The organism is Microcystis protocystis FBCC-A270 (assembly GCF_050500235.1).
Taxonomy (GTDB): Bacteria; Cyanobacteriota; Cyanobacteriia; order Cyanobacteriales; family Microcystaceae; genus Microcystis; species Microcystis ichthyoblabe_A.
The window spans coordinates 1689436-1708609 of the sequence record NZ_CP191407.1 but is presented as its reverse complement, the minus strand read 5'-3'; the positions used below and the strand labels follow the sequence as shown (position 1 = coordinate 1708609).

The following is a 19174-nucleotide window of genomic DNA, read 5'->3' as shown; positions in this document are numbered from 1 at the left end:
TAAAACTTCATACAATGGCACTACAATCGCCCCTCACTGCCACTAGCTTAGAGCAATTGTCTTGGACATGGCAAGGTCACACCATCCCCTACACCGTGCGGGGAGAAGGACAACCCCTAGTATTAATTCACGGTTTTGGGGCATCTATCGGTCATTGGCGCAAAAATATCCCCGTTTTAGCGGAAAATGGCTATCAAGTCTATGCCCTAGATCTCTTGGGATTTGGGGGTGCGGATAAGCCCGCTTTAGATTATAGTCTCAACCTTTGGATGCGGCAAATACAAGACTTTTGGCGGGAAAAAATCGCAAAACCGACGGTATTTGTCGGTAATTCCATCGGGGGACTGATTGCCTTAATGCTGATGGCAGAATCTCCCGAAATCACTGCCGCAGGAGTAATTATCAACTGTGCGGGAGGATTAAACCATCGTCCCGAAGAATTAAATTTCCCCTTGCGTTTAATCATGGCTGCCTTTACCGGTTTAGTTAGTTCTCCGGTGACAGGAAAGTTTATTTTTGAACAGGTAAGACAGAAAAATCGCATCCGGAACACCTTAAAACAGGTTTATCGCGACCATACTGCGATTACCGAGGAATTAGTCGAAATTCTCTATCAACCCTCCTGTGATGCGGGTGCGTGGGGAGTGTTCGCATCGGTGTTGACAGCACCCCCTGGACCTTCTCCCCAGGAATTATTACCGCCAATCGATCGCCCTTTATTGGTACTCTGGGGAGAGGATGACCCTTGGACACCGATCGCTGGTTCGGTAATTTACCAAGAAAGAGCTAAAATGGGCAATAATACCCAATTTTATCCGATTGCCAAAGCTGGTCACTGTCCCCACGATGAACATCCCGAAAAAGTTAATCAATTAATTTTGAGTTGGCTGTCGGAAATGGGGATTTAGTCAGTTATGGAAGATTTTAGCGATTAATAGTTACTGGAGAAATCTGCCAATCGGGGCGAAGATTTTTCGCCCCCCGGAGATAGACGTGCTGCATTTCCCCTTGTAGTTTGGGAGTATTAACGTGGAGAATTACGCGAATACACTTTTCTAGACTACTAGCGACCTGCATCTGTTGCACATCGAGGAGGGGGACATTTTGCCAGTGGGGACGTTCGCGAGCGATAGCAGCGGGGAAAATCGCGTCTAAATCCTGAGTTGCCGTAAAGATAATACTAACAATATCATCGGGATCGAGACTATTGTGAATTTCGATCGCTTCGAGGAGTTCTGTCACTGCTTCTCGTATAGCTTCAATAGTATTAACCGTTACCGTCGTTGCTCCCCGAATGGCTCGAACCTTCCACTGCACGATTGTTATCCTCCGATAATCCTGATGAGTCAATTTTAGGGGTTAACGCGCCCTTTTTCTCGACTTTAATCTGGTCATCAGGGTCGGTATAACCACAATAGTTGTCCGTTAACTTCTAATTCAAATTCTAGACGCTGTAGGGTTTTTTGTAATCCTAGGGGTATTTGGGAACGATTGCCCGTCAGACGACTGAGCAGGGGTTTCGGTTCTTCGATAGTCTGACATTTAGTTTTATCTGGGGGTAATCCTGCCAATTCTAGCGCCCAAAGTCGGGCATCTTCCTCGGTTCCTAAGCGATCGACCACTCCTAATTCTAACGCCTGTTGGCCGGTAAAAATGCGCCCATCGGCAAAACTTTTCACCTGATTGACATCTAAATTTCTCGCTCCGGCGACGGTTTGCAGAAATTGCTGATAACTGGTATCGATCATATCCTGAAGAATTCTTTCTTCTTCATCAGTTAATTCTCGATCGAAGGAGAGAATATCTTTATAAGGGCCCGATTTAATCACTTTAAACGAAACTCCCACCTTATCCAACAATCTTTCTAGATTGTTCCCCCTCAGGATAACACCGATCGAGCCGGTAATCGTGCCGGGGTTAGCCATAATATAATTAGCCCCCATACCGATATAAACGCCGCCAGAGGCGGAAATATTGCCAAAACTAGCGATTATTTTCGTGTTTTTTTGTAACCGCTTCAATGCTTCATAAATTTCTTGGGAATCCCCCACGGTTCCCCCGGGGGAGTCAATGCGGAGAAGTAGGGCGGGATATTGCCTTTCTTTGACGATTTCTAGGGCTTTTAAGACTCTTTTGCGGGTATCGGAGGCAATTGCACCTGTAATTTCTATTCGAGCGATTTGTTTGCGGGTTTTCGGTTTAAAAGGCCAGACCATCAGGTTTAAATATCTCTCAAAAAAGGACTCTTTCTAATCTAACGCTTTGATCGTTCTAGGTTAAGCAGACATTATATTTCAGAATTTAAGGACAAAATGTCTGGTTAAGTGTATAATAGCATTAAGTGACCAGAGTTGAGGTAGGCGAGGTGAACATTTGGGCAAGGTGGAATCCTTTAATTTAGATGGCTTAGATCTGTTTTTCAATTCTCACGATCATTTGCCACCTCATTTTCATGTTCGTAAACCGGGCCAATGGGAAATTAGAGTTTTTTTCTTACTTTGTAATCAAGAAAATGGTCTAAATTTTCAGGTGAAATGGCCCGCCAATGCCAAAATATCTAGTAAGGAAAAAAAGCAAATTCTTGACCACGTTTTAGCGAATCGTTCTGCGCTCCTAATTGAATGGGAGGCAAAAGTCTGTACGCAGGGGAATTAATCATGTTAAATAAGCCAGAAATTACTGTTATAATTGAGGATAAAGAAATTTATAATTTCTTGCCAGAGTTTCAATCTGTGCAGATTCTTTCCTTACCAGATTTAAAGAATATTGATTCTTTAAAAAACATCTTTATTTGTACTTCTTTGACCAGTTTAAAAGCAGTGTCAGATATTGCCAGAAATGCTAATGATAAACATCATCTGCGAGGTCTTTTTATCCGAGCAGACATTGATTCTATCTGGTTGCCGCAACTATTTAAACAGGCCAATTTACGCACCCTGCGAAATACCCTCGTTTATCGAGATTTTATTTTACCCACAAGGGTGATTAATGCTTGGAGTTGGGGAGCGCAAGAGCATTTAATCGCCAGAGCTTTAGTTATTGGGGAAAGTTTATTAATCAGTCGATGTGATCTCGATGAGCTAGAAATTCCCTTTGCATCTATGCCAGCTTTACAGCGTATTCCTCTAGAAGAAAGAGAGAAGTTTATTATAGCAGAAGATGGTAGTTATATTCATTGGCCAGTCGTGGACATTCATCTTGATATAGAGGCTTTTTTGAGTGTGATTGAACCAGTAGCAAAACAAAAGTTTGCAGCGATTAAATTAAAACATGATCAGATTTTTGGTCGAGCGATTGCCTCTTTACGCAAACAGCATCAACTGCGACAATCAGATATTATAGGAGTATCCGAGCGTCAAGTGAGACGCATTGAACAGGGAGAAGGAACAAAGGTAGAAACCCTTAATTTATTTGCCCAAGCTCACAAAATGGAACTTAATGATTATCTTGATGCTGTTGCTGGGTTAATCGATAATACTTCAGTAGATTTGCTCCAGTCTTAAGCTTTTAACCCTTGATTAATTCGAGTAATTGTGCTTCGGTTAGCTGAGTAATGCCCAATTCTAGGGCTTTTTCTAGCTTAGAACCCGCCGCTTCTCCTAGCACTAAATAATCAGTTTTTTTGCTGACAGAACCCGTCACTTTCCCCCCAGCTTTTTCGATTAATTCTTTCGCTTCCTCCCGTTTGAGAGTTGGTAAAGTGCCAGTAATGACAAAGGTTTTTCCTGCTAAAGTCGCTTTTGTGGTGGTGGTTTTTGCTGCTGCGGCAAATTGTAAACCCGCTGCCTGTAATTTAGCGACTAAATCCCGATTAGCGGCGATTTTAAACCAATCATAGACCGATTGAGCGATTTCTTCACCGATACCATACACAGAAGCTAAATCAGTCACGCTGGCGTTAGCTAACTCCTCCACAGTCCGAAAACTTTCGGCGAGAATTTTGGCGTTAACGCTGCCCACATAGCGAATTCCTAGCCCATAAAGTACCCTCGACCAGCTTTGATTTTTGCTCTGAGCCATAGCTGTAATCAAATTTAAGGCGGATTTATCGCCCATTCGGTCTAATTTGGCAATTTCCGTTTTTTCGAGGCTGTAGAGGTCAGAAATAGCGGTAACTAATCCCTGTTCAATCAGCAAAATTACCACTTTTTCCCCTAATCCCCGGATATCGAGAGCATCGCGACTGGCCCAATGTACTACACTTCCCCGCAAAATCGCCGGACAGGAACTATTGACACAGCGCGTCACCGCTTCCCCCACCGGACGGACTAGGGGAGATTGACATTCAGGGCAATTAGTGGGCATCTGAAAGGGTAAGGTGTGGCTAGGACGCAATTCTGGCAGGATTCTCACCACTTCCGGGATAATTTCCCCCGCTTTGCGGATAATTACCGTGTCACCGACTCGGATATCTAATTCGGCCACTCGATCGCTATTATGTAAAGTAGCTCTTTGTACGGTGGTCCCTGCTACCTGTACCGGTTCCATCACCGCCATGGGTGTGACTGCGCCGGTGCGTCCCACATTGACGATAATATCTTTAACTACCGTGGGGACTTCTTCGGCAGGATATTTTAAAGCGATGGCCCACCTGGGGAATTTTTGGGTGAATCCTAAGCGATTTTGTCGCTGTAAATCGTTGATTTTGACTACGACACCATCGGTCATGTAGGCTAATTGATGACGTTTTTCTTGCCAATCTTGATAGTATTGCGCCACTTCTTGCAGGGATGGACAGAGTTGACGGTGGGGATTAACCAGAAATCCCATGGTTTCTAATCTATCTAAGGATTGCCATTGAGTAGTGATATGGTTATCGTCTAAATGCAGGGTATAGGCAAAAAATTGTAAGCGTCTTTTATCAACTATTTTCGGATCTAATTGTCGTAGGGTTCCTGCTGCCGCATTGCGGGGATTAGCAAAGAGAGATTCCCCTTTTTCTTCTCTTTCTTGATTGATTTTATCGAAGGTATCGAGGGGTAAAAAGGCTTCGCCGCGCACTTCCACAATTGCTGGGGGATTATCTATATTTAAGCGTAAAGGAATAGAGCGAATTGTCCGCACATTGGGGGTAATATCTTCGCCGGTGACTCCATCCCCTCTAGTAACACCTCTGACTAAAAAGCCGTTTTCGTAGGTTAAAGCTAACGCAGAACCATCGATTTTTAATTCACACACATATTCCGTTTCTTGGGTTTCATTTACATATCTTTGCCAACGGTTGCCCCATTTATTTAATTCTTCGAGGTTAAAGGCATTTTCGAGACTATACAGGGGAATATTATGACGAACAGAAACAAATTGACTAGAGATTTTATCCCCAACTCTTTGGGTGGGACTATCGGGGGTGATTAATTGGGGATAACGCTTTTCTATGTCTTCTAATTCCCGATAAAGTTGATCATAAACGCTATCGGATATAAAAGGATCATCAAGAACATAATAAGCATAACTGGCTCTTTGTAGTTCTGTTTTTAATTGTTGGCAGCGTTGTTGGATTTCTAAGGGGATAGTCATAATCGTTAATAATGCTACTGTGCAAAGACCATTTGAGGAGTTAATTTTAAATCGGGAAATGTTACCGATATTATTCTATCTTCGTTGTTAAATTCTGCCAGTTCATAAAATCCCGAAATCAGGGTTAAAACCGATATTTTTACAGCAATAGGATCGATAATCCAGTATTCAGGAATGCCTCTCACTGCGTATTCTGAACGTTTATAACGGTAGTCATCATCAGCATTACCGTGGCTAACAATTTCTACAACTAACAGGGGAGGAAATTCAATCACTGCTATGGTCATATTTCTAATCTCTTGACATTGTTCGGCAGTTAAAATCATTAAGTCTGGAATTCTCGATTTAGCTTTATCGGTGCGAATTCCCACGGTAGCAGGCATGACTTTCCAAGTTAGATTTAATCTTTTAATTTCTGCCATTAAATAATCATAAAGAAAGGCAATAATTAAAGCATGAAAGCCACTAGCGGGAGGCATGGAAATTAATTCTCCGTTAAATAATTCGTATTTATCATCCGTGCAGTCCTGATAATTTAAATATTCCGCAAAGGTATATATTTTTTGTTGGGTAGCAATCATAAAAGTCTCTAGCTAAGATTTTACTGTGCAAAGACCATTTGAGGAGTTAATTGTAAATCGGGAAATGTCACCGATATTATCCTATCTTCGTTGTTAAATTCTGCCAGTTCATAAAATCCCGAAATTAGGTTTAAAACCGATATTTTTAGGGACATAGGATCGATAATCCAGTATTCAGGAATGCCTCTCACTGCGTATTCTGAACGTTTATAACGGTAGTCATCATCGGCATTATTGGGGCTAACAATTTCTACAACTAACAGGGGAGGAAATTCAATCACTGCTGTGGTCATATTTCTAATCTCTTGACATTGTTCGGCAGTTAAAATCATTAAGTCTGGGATTCTCGATTTAGCTTTATCGGTGCGAATTCCCACGGTAGCGGGCATAACTTGCCAGTCTAATTGTAGCCTCTCTATTTCCCTTTCTAACACCTTAAATATATATCTAAGTATCAAAGAATGAAAGCCACTAGCGGGAGGCATGGAAATTAATTCTCCGTTAAATAATTCGTATTTATCATCCGTGCAGTCCTGATAATTTAAATATTCCGCAAAGGTATATAATTTTTCTTTGGTAGCAATCATGATAACCTCTAGAAAAAACTTAATTGAATCTCCTTAAGGGGGGTAGGGTTGATTCATGAATCAACCCTACTATTAATCAACCCTAGGGTTAGGGGGAATCTGACAATTTTTAACACCTAGCTTTTTACTTAAGATTCGATATCCTCAACTTTTTTGGGAACTGTTGCAGTTAAAACCTCATTTCCTGTGGCAGTAACTAACACATCATCTTCGATACGGATACCGATACCCCGCCATTTTTCTGGCACTTCCGGCTGTCCTTCAGCAGGTTTAATATCGGGGGAGATATAAATCCCCGGTTCCACGGTTAAAACATGACCAGGCTGCAAAGTTTGCCAAGTTTCTTCGTTAACTTTATAACCTCCCGCATCATGGACATCTAATCCTAACCAATGGCCAGTTCTGTGCATATAAAAAGGCTTATATTTTTCCTCTTTAATTATCTCATCAATGTCGCCGACCAATAGCCCTAAATCCACTAATCCCTCCACAATTGTCCTCACGGCTGTGTCATGAAAAAGATTATAAGGATTACCAGTTTTTACCACTTCAATCGCCTTTAATTGAGCTTCCAGAACAATTTCATAGATAATTTTTTGTTCGGGGGTAAATTTACCATTAACGGGAAAAGTGCGGGTAATATCACCGTTATAGTAATTGTAGGCACAACCAGCATCAATTAATAAAAGCTCATTTTCTTGTACTTGGCGATTATTGTTGATATAGTGCAGAATACAGGCATTAGCACCACTAGCAACAATAGAAGGATAAGCAGGACCCATACCCCCTTCCAGGCGAAAAGTATGCTCAATTTCCGCTTGAATTTGATACTCGTAGTGACCAACTTTGGTAAATTCTCTGGCCCGATTATGTGCCTGTGCTGAAATAGCAGTTGCTTGGCGAATATTGTCCAATTCGGCCTCGGTTTTCAGTAAGCGCAAAGGATGGAGAATAAAATTAGTATCCTCTAAAGCAGTCGGTCCAGTGCCGCGACGGGGAAAAGTGGCGATTAATTTTTGCCAGTGCTTTAGAACATTTGTATTAAAAGTTTTGTCCCGGCCGAGATGATAATAAATTCGTTCGGCTTTTTCGAGATATTGGGGTAATTTTTCGTCCAATTCTTCGATAGAATAGGCCTCATCAGCAGCAAAAATTTCCTTTGCTCCTTCCACACCGTGGAGATAGCCTGTCCAGGTTTCTTTTTCCGGGTCTTTTGGCTGCACGAACAGGATAAACTGATGTTCGGGGTGATGGGGTGCTAAAACCGCCACCGCCTCCGGTTCATTAAATCCTGTCAGGTAAAAAAAGTCACTATCCTGACGATAGGTGTATTCTACGTCATTGTGCATGACCACCATGGGCGCACTGCGAAAAATTGCCGTTCCATTGCCGATTTTTTCCATTACCTGCTGACGACGCTGCTGAAACTCTCTGCGATCGATGCCCATAGATATTCCTAAAAATGTCACAATAAGTCCTAGAGTCTATTATCGCTAATATTTTTAATTTATGACCCCTGAAGAACTGGATTTTTCCCAAGATATCATCGAAAGGCGCGAGTTTACCCTAGCAGATTTTATCGCTCAAGAGGGGGCGGATTTCCTCAAAGGAGAATCTCCTGTCCCCAAATTAGTGCAAGTTACCACAGAGATTAAACAATTTATTGCCGCTAATTTAGGGGATTCTTCGGGAGCTTTGCAGATAATTTTACAGCTTATTGTCGATGAAGAATTAACCAAAGTCAGTCAAAATTTAGATAATCCCGTTCAAGCTTTACAGTTAATCCTAGAAGAAATTTTAGACAATCAAGAATTACTCTATGAATTAGTACACCGAGTCGATGTGAAATGGGGACAATTATACGGGGAACGTCCCTATTTTCAACAACCCCATCAAAAACCTCACCCTGAAGACGAATACACCCACAATTCCGTCAGAGATAAGTTAGTCAGTTTATTAGCCAGATTAGAAGCAGATAAGTAGTAGAGTTATTAGGAGACTCCGAGATGATTCAAGACATACCTTATCTTTAGGAAAAACTCTGTATTTTAATTATTTCTTAATAAAGACTAACAGGACTGATGGTGAGCAGCAGAAGTTATTAAAAGAGGGCGAAGGCAATTCGCCCCTACAATAATATTTATTATCGCGCCAAAAGTAGGGGCGCACCGCGTGCGCCCAGCGGTCATGGGTGAAAATAGTTGTAAGATCAAAAAATTCTCCGATAAATGTTGCCCTATCCCCCGCGTGCCTACCTATTCCTACTATACCGCCGATGTTTTTAGCGATCGCATTTTTGGTGGTAATCCCCTGGCGGTTTTTCCGGAAGCGTCTGGATTAACCCGCACCCAGATGCAAAAAATCGCCGCCGAATTTAACTTCTCGGAGACAGTCTTCGTTTTTGCGCCAGAAACGCCCCAAGGCACTAAAAAAGTCCGGATTTTCACCCCCAGTACCGAATTACCCTTTGCTGGTCATCCTACCGTCGGCACAGCCTATATTTTAGCCCTAATCGGCGCTATTCCCCCCTACCAAGAAACCACGATTTATCTGGAGGAAGGAGTCGGTTTAGTACCGGTGAAAATTATCATGGAGGGGGAAAAACCGGTCTATAGTGAGTTAAAAGTGGCACAATTGCCGGAATTAGTGACGGATACTTATGCTCTCGATGATTTAGCGGCGATTCTTTCCCTACGCGTTGCCGATTTCTTACCCGGTTATCCCCCCCGCGCTTTTTCCTGTGGTCTCCCTTTTTTATTCATCCCCGTCAAAAATCGAGATATTTTAGGGAAAATAAAACTAAATCTAACTCTTTGGTCATCATTATTAGGTCAATCCCCCGCTAATTCCCTTTTTGTCTGCTGTTTTGACCCAGAATCTCCCCTATCTCGTCTCTATGGCCGAATGTTTGCCCCCGGTTTAGGAGTTATGGAAGATCCCGCCACTGGTTCGGCTGTGGCCGCTTTAGCGGGCTACCTAGGGGCCTTAGAATCTTCTAGGGAAGGGATGAATCAATGGACAATAATCCAAGGAGTGGAAATGGGCAGACCCAGCAGTTTACAATTAAAGTTTCAGAAAAACAACCGTAAAATTACGGAAGTTTCTGTGGGTGGTGCATCAGTTCTAGTCTGCCAAGGTAAGATGATAATTCCCGATGGGGAAACAAAAAGCCCTACAAAAGGGTTATTGTGATTATTATTCCCTGAAATCGGTGAGAAACAGGAAAGGATTAAAATTTTGGACTGGTATCATTTAATCGAAACTCTCTATATAGAGAAGAAAAAAGCTTAATCCCGCAAAAAAGCGAGAGGATAACTCATATTCTCAGCAAATCCCAAGATACCTCCATCTCGATGCTCATAGAGTAACTTTCCTTGACTATCAAATAAAAAAGTCCCTCCCCGTTGGGTGAGATAACTACTATCGGGGACATAGGTTGACCAATTGCCCAAAACTTGAGTCATATTACGCAGTCTCAGGGTGGCTAATTCAAAAGGTCGCTGAAAACCTTGACCCCCAGCAAGATTGAATAGGGAACCCCGGAAAGCTGGTAAAGGCCGCGCTTGTATTGTTTCCTCCTCGGCAATTAATTGGGGGGCTTTGCGATCGCCACGATAACCCCGCAGCACTTCGGCCAGAGTCCCCGGACTACCCACACCCGCACACATCAAAATTAGATTTAACCAGGCATTTTGTCCGGGGGAAAATCTCGGTAATTTTAACGATAAACCGCGATACAGTCCTAATAAATCGTGTAATTCAGCTTTCGGGTCAACAAACAGCCAATCTTGCCGAAATTTCGTATATTCAGCGAATTTTAAGCCCGAATTGCGATCGCCGATACCGATGGCACGAATGGTAATCCCGGCATTTTGCCAAAGGGCTGCCTCTTTTTCTAACCACCAAGCGTATTCGAGACTGTCAAAATCTCCCAATTGCGGCCAAACAAGAATTAAAAGACGTTTATAGTCGGCACAATCGCTTAAAATTGGCACTATTTGCCCATCACTGACTCTTTGGCGTTGAATTGTTGAAAATATTTCATATATACTGCTCATAGATAAATTTCTCCTAATAAAACCTCCTCTTTTGCTCCCGTGACTTTCGGTAAATTACTGGGGAAATTGTGCCAGCGCCAATAGGCCAAAAGGGCAAAAGCGATCGCTTCTTTAAAATCGCTATTTAATCCTACCTCATCGGTGGTCAAAAGCTTGACATTTGACCCCAAATGTGCTAGTAGTCTTTGGCGCAGGTAGGCATTATGAGCGCCACCACCGCAGAGCAGCACTTCTGCAGGCATTTCCGGCAAAAAGGTTTGATAGCTGTGGGCGATCGAAATGGCGGTTAAATCGGTTAAACTGGCCAACCAGTCGGCATCACTGAGGGAATAAGCTTGGGCATCCCGGTGCAATTGGGCTAGATAGGCGGGACTAAATAACTCTCTGCCGGTGGATTTAGGGGGATATTGTTGAAAATAAGGCTCCTGTAGCCATTTATGAACTAATTCGGAGCAGGGTTGACCCTGGGCCGACCATTGACCGTTATGGTCGTAGGTTTGTTGGCCTTGGCTCAAAAATTGTACGGCCAAATCGATGAGGACATTGCCGGGGCCGGTATCCCAACCGAAAATTTTTTGCTGCCAATTTTCCGTTTGTCGGGGGGGTAAATAGGTTAAATTGCCAATACCGCCGATATTTTGGACGCAGCGGGCTTTGGTGGGGTGAGAAAGCAGATAAGCGTCAATTTTCGGCACTAGGGGCGCACCGTGACCAGCTTGGGCGATATCGGCAGCGCGAAAATTACTAATGGTGGGAATACTGGTGATTTTTGCGATCGCTGCTCCCCGTCCTAATTGTACCGTGTAACCGAGGCGATCATTTTCGGGGGGTCGATGAAAAACGGTTTGACCGTGACTGCCGATTAATTGGGCTTTTGGGGCTTCTTTTTGGATATTTAAGGCGGCTTGGGCGAATTCTGCGGCGATGTTATCATCTAAGCTGGCTAAAGCTTCAATAGATAGCTTTTCTCCCCCACAGACTTGCAAAATTGTCTCTCGTAATCGGGGGGAATAGGGATAGGTTTCCCCTGCTAATAACTGCACCTGTGGAGACTCCACTGTACCGCTAATCTCCACTAAAGCGGTATCGATGCCATCCACCGATGTGCCACTGATTAAACCGATAACTAACAAGTTTTTTCCCTCAACTGTCGATTGTTGATTATTTTATCCCCCTCCGACAATAGTAACAATTTCTAATTTATCCCCCTCCTTGATTTCCGTGTTTTCCCAATACTGACGATGGAGGATTTCCCCGTTATATTCCACTGCAACTAACCGAGGATTCATGCCCAAATTTTCTAGCATTTGCGGTAGTTTAGTTGCGGGTAAACAGGTTTGAGTTTTGCCGTTAATTTGCAAGGTTATTTCTGACATGGATTTGGATAAGTAGTCGTGCAAAATTAATTTCCTAGTCGAGACAGGAGACAGCTTTTTTCTCCCCACACCCTACACCCCACACCCCACACCCTACTTTAATTGGGTTAATAATTCTTGTGTCACCACATCGGGGTGCTGCGCTTCCATGATGGCCCGGACTACAGCTACCTGTTGCGCTCCTGCCTCTAAAACCTCTTTAATGTTATTACTATCAATACCACCGATCGCAAACCAGGGTAAAGGGCAATTTTCCCGCGCATAACGGACGTATTCCAATCCTGCGGGGGTTTTTCCCGCTTTGGTGGGGGTGGCATAAACTGGACCAACTCCCACATAATCGGCCTTTTCTTGGATTGCTTTGGCCATCTCTTGGGGATTAGTGGTGGACCGGCCGATAATTGCCGTCGGGCCGAGAAATTGCCGCGCTAGGGAAATCGGTAGATCCTGTTGACCGAGATGAACACCATCAGCATGAACGGCCTGAGCAATATCGACGCGATCGTTCATAATAAATAAAGCATCGTAACGGTGGCATAACTCACACAGTTTAGCAGCTTCTTCTAAACGAATCGTATCAGCGGCGGTTTTATGGCGGTACTGCACCAATTTTAAACCTGCTTTTAGGGCTAATTCGACGATTTCTAACAGATTTTCGGCGGGAGAAGTGACTAGATAGAGGGGAGATGCTTTTAGTTTTTCCAGAGGTGGCGAGATTAATAGTTTACTCTCTAGCTGATAAACCCGATAGCGCAGCTGTTTACAGGCTATCCCTAGCTCTAGATCATAGAGTTTACCGTATTCTTCTAAAACCCGAAAAGCCTCCTGTACGCGAGCCAGATTTGCCTGCAGCAGTCCCTCGACAGTCTCCCGGATTTCTTCCCTGGGATGGCTTAAATCCCTGCCGATATCGCCGGCTGTGTCCCGATGTCGTTTAAGATCGATCGAGTGCCAACTAGCCAACTGATGGCGCATTTCTTTACATTCTTGGGCTAAATTGGGATTATCTAAGCCAAAACGACACCATTCTTCGATAATTCGCAGTCCTTCTCTAGCGCGGTCAAGGTTAGCATCGAGAATCCGTTTAATCGCCGTGGTTTCTAGTTTCATTTGCCGTCAATGTAGAGTTATGATAGCCGTTAGTCGTCAGCTAAAATATTACTATTCTTGGCCCTTGTTCGGGGAATAGCCGAGTCGGCATCAGACAGGCAACAAAGAGGGAGGAGAAACCCAGTCCAAGGATAATTTTAAGCCGAGGGGAGATTCTTAAGCGCCCCTAGGTATTCCACCAATTGCCGATGATCCGGGTTATGTAGCGGGTAGAGACGATTGTAACAGATGGTGACGAGGGCTTGCAGATCGTCCACTAAATCCTCAGCTGCAATGGATTTCTGGGGTTGATTGAGGAGAATGACTTGGATTTTAAAGAAACTGCACAAACCCAAAATAAAATCATGACAAAAGCGGCCAACACTTTCTGGATGGGTTAAAACTAGACATTCCAACCCACCGTTACACATCATCTCTACTAGACGCATAAGATTAGGGCGATTGTGACTGACTCCGTTGCCGATATCGCTGAGAATTTCAAAGGGTTGACCCTGCTGATGACAAAAGTCTTCTAAGGCTTTTATCTGATCCTCTAGTTGTTGTTTTTGTTCAGGTCGGTTAACACGAGCATAGCCAATGATAAATGGGGTTGATTGAACAGATTGTAATATATCTTGCCGTCGGTAGCGCCGATGACCACCAGGGGTACGAATTGAGGAAATTTTCCCCTGTTGTTCCCAGCGCCGGAGGGTTTTAATGCTAACTCCGAGCAAGCCCGAGGCTTCTCTAATCGTGATTAGGTTATCCATACATAGTAACTTGGTTTTAAATTAGAAAAATTTATTGTAGGAGAATCGTTCAACCTGAGACAGTGTAGTTGTCCACCTTCACCCTGTGATTACCTCGAGTAGGAATAATAGTCATTTCAGATAGGTTTAATATAGTCTAGACCGACAAAACTCTTAGGAAATCTGGTATTGATATTCTCAAGCTTAATTGAAATTACTATATACATAACTCTATCGACAGGACTCGGTTTTAAATCAAAGAAATTCCTGAGGGTAGAATTGTCTAACTTAAGACAGGTGTTTGTCCACTTTCATACTGTGATTAGCTCCCAATGCTGATTGAAGAAGATTTATGATGGCTCATAATACATCTTTCCACAGAGATTTGGAAAAAAATTCTTTGTTCTCCTAAAACCTGAGTTTCCCCGATCATCGCACGGGATAACTTGTTATAGGTGCCAATCCAAAAGACTCTGCTGTAGGGATTAGTTGTATTCTTAACCTTATCCCCATTTTAACGCAGCTGCCTGGTTAGGGAATTGATTGGCTTTGAACTGAAGTTTTGACGTTAAACAATGTTAAGTTTTGTATATGATCCCTCTCTTGATTAAGTTTTATAACAGTTTGAGATATTTCTTAAAACTAGAGCCTGTTTATTTATCCAGCTTTCACCAAAAAGCTTGGGTATAGATCATATTATTGTGGTGGATTCCTTTAGTAATGATCGCACTGTGGAAATTGCCCAACGTTAAGGCTATATAATTAAGCTTTGGGCAATTTGTCCCACCATAATTCTTGACCGCAAAAAACTGATGTCCTCTTTACTCTCCGCTATTCCCCTCGACGCGATCGCTTATAATTCCCAGGGTTTAGTACCAGCGATCGCTCAAGACTATCTTGATGCTACAGTGTTAATGATGGCCTGGATGAATCGGGAATCCCTCGAAAAAACCCTCACCACCGGGGAAGCGTGGTATTGGAGTCGTTCTCGTCAAGAATTATGGCACAAAGGAGCCACCTCGGGCCATATCCAAAAAGTGCGTCAAATTCGCTACGATTGCGATAGTGATGCTATCTTGCTGACTATTGAGCAAATCGGTGATATCGCCTGTCATACCGGCGAAAGAAGCTGTTTTCATCAAGTAAATTGGCAAAAATCACCGCCAGCGGCCGACACCCTCTCGGAATTGTTTAAGGTAATTTGCGATCGCAGAGACGATCCTCATCCGGAATCCTACACCTGTAAACTTTTGGCCGGGGGAGATAACAAAATTCTCAAGAAAATCGGCGAAGAATCGGCAGAAGTGGTCATGGCCTGCAAAGATAATGATGGCGATGCTATTGCCTCAGAAGTGGCCGATCTTTTTTATCATACTCTCGTCGCCCTCGCCTATCATCAAGTCCCCCTGCGAGATGTCTATAAAAAACTGCAAGACCGGCGCCGGTAATCAGTTATCAGTTATCAGTTATCAGTTATCAGATTTGAGTTTTAAGTTTCCGATTCCTGAATACCGTCTCCTGACTCCTGAATACTGTCTCCTGATTCCTACTTTATATTTGTGGTTTACGACTTAGTAATTATCGGTGCCACTCCTGCGGGGATAGAAGCGGCTTTCTTGGCTGTTCACCTCAAAAAAAGGGTGGCTTTAGTGCAACAGCCTTATAGCGGCAATTTAGAGGCATCTGAGGACATTTTTAGCAAGGGCTACAGCCAAATTATCCATCTCTATAAACTGCTGAATCATTGGCAAGAAACGGCCGTTTATCCCCAGTGGCAACGGTTGCGGCAATGGTTAGAGGAAGTGGATAAAACTATTAATAAATATCATTCTTTGGCAAGATTAGCCACGGAAGGAATAGATGTGATCCCGGGTGGGGGGGAATTTGTCCGGCTGCCCCATTTAGGATTCGTGGTTAACGGTCGGCAATTGTTGGCTAAACACTATCTTATCGCCCCGGGTTTTTATCTGCAAGTCCCGAAAATTTTCGGCTTAGATGAGGTTAATTATTTTACCGCTCAAACCCTTTGGCAAGAGCCAAATTTAGACAATTTAGGACAACATTTAGCGATTATTGGTAACAGCAGCATGGCTGTGAGTTTGTCCCAAATTCTCCGACGTTTGGGGAAAGAAATTAGCTTAATTATCGAGGATAATTATCTACTGCCGGATATTGATCGGGAAATCTGCCATTTAGTTACTGCCATTTTAGAAGCGGAAGGAATTAAGATTTTACCAGGCTATTGTCCTAGTCAAGTGAAAGCGATCGAGGGTCAAAAATGGCTACAATTAGGCAATCGTGTTATCGAAGTTGATGATATCATTTTTGCTGGTAATTATCAAGTCGATGAACAGGGATTAAATTTGGCTGGGGTGGGAGTTAAACTAGAGCAAGGACTAATCAGAGTTAATCAGCAATTACAAACCGATAATTCCCGCATTTATGCCCTAAATTTGCTCAGAAATAATTATCCCGATCCTACTTTAAATCACCGGGCTACTTTTGGGTTAGTCAAGCATCTGCTCACGGGAGAAAAATTTAACTTTAATCCCGATCAAATTCCCTCATTTATTGCTTTTGATCCGGCTATTGCTTGGGTGGGTTTAACTGGAAAAGCAGCCCGGGAGAGCTATGGTGAGGAGGTAAAGATGATCAACTATCCCATCAAAAATATAGTGGCACAGCAAATCTGGGGAGAAACCACCGGATTTTGTCAATTAATCTACCGACAAGATGGTAAAATACTGGGAGCGCAAATAGTCGGTAATCAAGCAGCGGAAATGATCGGTATCATCAGTTTAGCTTTACAAGAAAATTTAACCATACAATCCCTCAATAAAAATATTTATATTTGGGGAAGTATGGGAGAGATTATCGGAGAAATGACCCAATTAATTCCCCCCAAAAAATCTTGGTTAACTTGGCTAAAAAAATTATTCAGATAATTAGATATAAAAAAAGAAGATTAAATTATGAAACCGAAATTTATTGTCTTTGAAGGTATTGACGGATCTGGAACAAGTACCCAAGCAAAACTCCTACAAGAATATTTTTTCAAGCGAGGGGAAAAAGCAGTTTTAAGTCCGGAACCTTCCGAGGGAGTCATCGGTCGTTTGATTCGAGAAATAATGCAAACTAATCTTATTTCTATCCAAGATCAAAATCAATTTGACCGACAAATGGCTTATTTATTTGCAGCTGATCGCCATTATCACTTATATAATGATCATGATGGCGTTTTTAAACTTATTCACCAAGAACAAACCCACGTTATCACTACTCGTTATTATTTTTCTTCCCTGGCCTACAATTGCAATAATCCCGAAGAATTGGCTTTTGTTCGGCAGTTAAATCAACATTTTCCCAATCCAGATATAGTTATTTATATCGATGTTATTCCCGATATTTCTCTAGCGAGAATTAAAAACCGAGCCATCACAGAAGTGTACGAAAAACAAGAAAAATTAATGAAAGTTCGTCAGATGTTTATCGAGATATTTAAAGAATATAAAGATAATTGTTTACAACTGGATGGCAATGATACAATAGAACACCTTCACCGAAATATTATTAATTATCTTGAACAATTAATTTAAATCCATGCTCAGTACAGAAACCACCCCTAAATTCATCTACCAACCCCACTATAAACCTAATCAATTAATCTGCGGTCACGGACAAACGGCAATTATCACGGGATGGACAGTAAAACAGTCCCTTGCTAAACATTTAAATCCCGACCAATACGCAGTAATTGGCAATCTTTATAGTCCCACCAGAGGAATTAGTCCCCTGCTGAGAAACTTAATCGCAAATCCCCACGTTAGATATTTAGTTATTCTCAACGCAACTAAGGAAGATAAGAACTCTGGTAGCTGTCAGTGTTTGCTAGATTTTTTTAGTCAAGGATTCCAGTTAGGAAAAAGTGACACAGGTAGAGAATGTTGGCTAATTAATTCTCCTATCACGGGATATATTGACAAGGAAATTGACCGAGAAACTCTCGAAAAATTACGTCAATCAATTCAATATCAACCGGTTAAATCCATCCCAGAAGCGATTGAAATCGTCAAAAGTTATGCAAAACAATCTCCCTTACCAACTTGGGGAGAACCCTTAATCTTTCCCCTCTTAGAAAATCTTCCTTCTCTGCTACCCGGGACAAGATACGGTCATCGCATTGAAGGAAAAACGATTGCCGAAACCTGGGTAAAAATTCTCCAAAAGATTAAAACCACCGGCACAATTAGACCCACAGGATATGATGGTAAATGGCAAGAATTAATTGACCTAATGGCCGTCGTCACCGATGAACCTCCAGACTTTTACTTTCCCGAACCTAATTATTTGCCTATAGATAGAGCTTTTCTTACCGAATATATCGGACAAATTCTCGATGATTCTCCTATACACCAAGGAGTTAAATACACCTATGGTCAAAGATTACGCTCTTGGTTTGGCCGGGACCAAATTGCACAGGTTATCAATAAATTAATCTCAGAAATTGACGCAGCTAGTGCAGTCATGTCCCTCTGGGATGTGAAAGACCACGAAAAGGGAGGTAGTCCCTGTTTAAATCATATTTGGGTGCGAGTGGTGGAAAATGAATTATCTCTCACCGCAATATTTAGAAGTAATGATATGTTTGCCGCTTGGCCGGCAAATGCCATGGGATTGCGTGCTTTACAGCAACATATTAGGGATGAGATTAGCAAGCGCTCCGAATACAATTTATCAATTGGTCCATTAATTACTATTAGTCAATCGGCCCATATATACGATGATACTTGGGAGAATGTCGAACGATTAATCGCCACCCAGTACGATAAAATTGTCAATCAGCGCGATTTTTTTGACCCTAGCGGTAACTTTTTGATTTCCGTGGAAAAAGAACAAATTCTCGTCCAACAAACTACCCCCGGCAGTGGGGAAATTGTCGCCTGTTATCAAGGCAAAAATCCCCTGAAATTAATCCGCGAGCTTGCCGCTACCAATCCCGCAATTATTCCCGAACATATCGGTTATCTGGGAATCGAGTTACAAAAGGCATACAACTGTCTCAAGAATAATCAGCCTTATATTCAAGACCAGTAGATAAGTGGGAAGTAGGAAGTGGGGGCATCTCAATAATATTATTGTAGGGGCGAATTGCATTCGCCCTCTTTTAATAACTTCTGCTGCTCACCAAAATCACAAATATAAGATGCACCCAATCAG

Annotated in this window: 20 protein-coding genes; 9 read left to right on the top strand and 11 right to left on the bottom strand. The window is 42.5% G+C overall.

Annotated features, from left to right (window positions below):
* The first annotated feature begins 14 nt into the window (after positions 1-14).
* Positions 15-908 (top strand): alpha/beta fold hydrolase, encoded by an 894-nt coding sequence (locus tag ACQY1X_RS08395; protein ID WP_430014362.1) that lies wholly within the window; start codon positions 15-17, stop codon positions 906-908.
* A 16-nt stretch (positions 909-924) separates the two neighbouring features.
* Here the strand turns inward: ACQY1X_RS08395 and aroH are convergent, their stop codons facing one another.
* Positions 925-1326: a chorismate mutase gene (aroH, locus tag ACQY1X_RS08390; RefSeq protein WP_042791104.1), complete on the bottom strand. Its 402-nt coding sequence runs from the start codon at positions 1324-1326 to the stop codon at positions 925-927.
* 68 nt (positions 1327-1394) lie between these two features.
* Entirely contained in the window at positions 1395-2216 is an 822-nt protein-coding gene (sppA, locus tag ACQY1X_RS08385) for a signal peptide peptidase SppA (protein WP_002781484.1), read from the bottom strand.
* 166 nt (positions 2217-2382) lie between these two features.
* On the opposite strand from sppA, the gene ACQY1X_RS08380 reads away from it, so the two are divergent.
* Positions 2383-2655: a DUF4160 domain-containing protein gene (locus ACQY1X_RS08380; RefSeq protein ID WP_223211069.1), complete on the top strand. Its 273-nt coding sequence runs from the start codon at positions 2383-2385 to the stop codon at positions 2653-2655.
* A 2-nt stretch (positions 2656-2657) separates the two neighbouring features.
* Positions 2658-3503, top strand: coding sequence for a DUF2442 domain-containing protein (locus tag ACQY1X_RS08375; protein WP_130757407.1), 846 nt, complete (start codon positions 2658-2660; stop codon positions 3501-3503).
* A 4-nt stretch (positions 3504-3507) separates the two neighbouring features.
* On the opposite strand, the gene ligA is transcribed toward ACQY1X_RS08375, so the two are convergent.
* The 4 genes from ligA to ACQY1X_RS08355 all read right to left on the bottom strand — a co-directional run bounded on the left by ligA (position 3508) and on the right by ACQY1X_RS08355 (position 8133).
* Positions 3508-5517, bottom strand: coding sequence for an NAD-dependent DNA ligase LigA (gene ligA, locus ACQY1X_RS08370; protein ID WP_430015577.1), 2010 nt, complete (start codon positions 5515-5517; stop codon positions 3508-3510).
* A gap of 14 nt (positions 5518-5531) precedes the next feature.
* On the bottom strand, positions 5532-6098 hold the full coding sequence (locus ACQY1X_RS08365) for a Uma2 family endonuclease (RefSeq protein ID WP_430014359.1): 567 nt from the start codon (positions 6096-6098) through the stop codon (positions 5532-5534).
* A 20-nt stretch (positions 6099-6118) separates the two neighbouring features.
* The gene (locus ACQY1X_RS08360) at positions 6119-6685 is read right to left on the bottom strand and encodes a Uma2 family endonuclease (protein ID WP_430014358.1); all 567 of its coding nucleotides are present in this window, start codon (positions 6683-6685) and stop codon (positions 6119-6121) included.
* A 128-nt stretch (positions 6686-6813) separates the two neighbouring features.
* Positions 6814-8133 (bottom strand): aminopeptidase P N-terminal domain-containing protein, encoded by a 1320-nt coding sequence (locus tag ACQY1X_RS08355; RefSeq protein ID WP_123231059.1) that lies wholly within the window; start codon positions 8131-8133, stop codon positions 6814-6816.
* Between the two features lie 61 nt (positions 8134-8194).
* On the opposite strand from ACQY1X_RS08355, the gene ACQY1X_RS08350 reads away from it, so the two are divergent.
* Positions 8195-8668: a hypothetical protein gene (locus ACQY1X_RS08350; RefSeq protein WP_130757411.1), complete on the top strand. Its 474-nt coding sequence runs from the start codon at positions 8195-8197 to the stop codon at positions 8666-8668.
* Positions 8669-8932: 264 nt separating this feature from the next.
* Entirely contained in the window at positions 8933-9877 is a 945-nt protein-coding gene (locus tag ACQY1X_RS08345) for a PhzF family phenazine biosynthesis protein (RefSeq protein WP_002776634.1), read from the top strand.
* A 95-nt stretch (positions 9878-9972) separates the two neighbouring features.
* Here the strand turns inward: ACQY1X_RS08345 and ACQY1X_RS08340 are convergent, their stop codons facing one another.
* The 5 genes from ACQY1X_RS08340 to ACQY1X_RS08320 form a co-directional block, all read right to left on the bottom strand.
* Entirely contained in the window at positions 9973-10743 is a 771-nt protein-coding gene (locus tag ACQY1X_RS08340) for a peroxiredoxin-like family protein (RefSeq protein ID WP_002751310.1), read from the bottom strand.
* Positions 10740-11876, bottom strand: coding sequence for an anhydro-N-acetylmuramic acid kinase (locus ACQY1X_RS08335; RefSeq protein WP_430014356.1), 1137 nt, complete (start codon positions 11874-11876; stop codon positions 10740-10742). Before ACQY1X_RS08335 ends, ACQY1X_RS08340 begins: the two co-directional genes overlap by 4 nt.
* Before the next feature lie 33 nt (positions 11877-11909).
* Positions 11910-12119, bottom strand: a complete 210-nt coding sequence (gene thiS, locus ACQY1X_RS08330; protein WP_002751314.1) for a sulfur carrier protein ThiS — start codon at positions 12117-12119, stop codon at positions 11910-11912.
* A gap of 93 nt (positions 12120-12212) precedes the next feature.
* On the bottom strand, positions 12213-13229 hold the full coding sequence (locus ACQY1X_RS08325; RefSeq protein ID WP_002776638.1) for a thiamine phosphate synthase: 1017 nt from the start codon (positions 13227-13229) through the stop codon (positions 12213-12215).
* A gap of 137 nt (positions 13230-13366) precedes the next feature.
* Positions 13367-13978 carry an IS607 family transposase gene (locus tag ACQY1X_RS08320; protein WP_002739943.1) on the bottom strand — a complete coding sequence of 204 codons (612 nt, stop codon included), beginning with the start codon at positions 13976-13978 and terminating at the stop codon, positions 13367-13369.
* A 791-nt stretch (positions 13979-14769) separates the two neighbouring features.
* On the opposite strand from ACQY1X_RS08320, the gene hisIE reads away from it, so the two are divergent.
* From hisIE to ACQY1X_RS08300, 4 genes are all read left to right on the top strand, one after another.
* The gene (gene hisIE, locus ACQY1X_RS08315) at positions 14770-15405 is read left to right on the top strand and encodes a bifunctional phosphoribosyl-AMP cyclohydrolase/phosphoribosyl-ATP diphosphatase HisIE (protein WP_002804335.1); all 636 of its coding nucleotides are present in this window, start codon (positions 14770-14772) and stop codon (positions 15403-15405) included.
* Positions 15406-15516: 111 nt separating this feature from the next.
* Positions 15517-16902, top strand: a complete 1386-nt coding sequence (locus ACQY1X_RS08310; protein ID WP_430015576.1) for a dihydrolipoyl dehydrogenase family protein — start codon at positions 15517-15519, stop codon at positions 16900-16902.
* A gap of 27 nt (positions 16903-16929) precedes the next feature.
* Complete coding sequence (gene tmk, locus ACQY1X_RS08305; protein WP_430015575.1) at positions 16930-17553, top strand: dTMP kinase; 624 nt, start codon at positions 16930-16932, stop codon at positions 17551-17553.
* A gap of 4 nt (positions 17554-17557) precedes the next feature.
* Positions 17558-19051 (top strand): thymidylate synthase, encoded by a 1494-nt coding sequence (locus ACQY1X_RS08300; RefSeq protein WP_430015574.1) that lies wholly within the window; start codon positions 17558-17560, stop codon positions 19049-19051.
* The last annotated feature ends 123 nt before the right edge of the window (positions 19052-19174 follow it).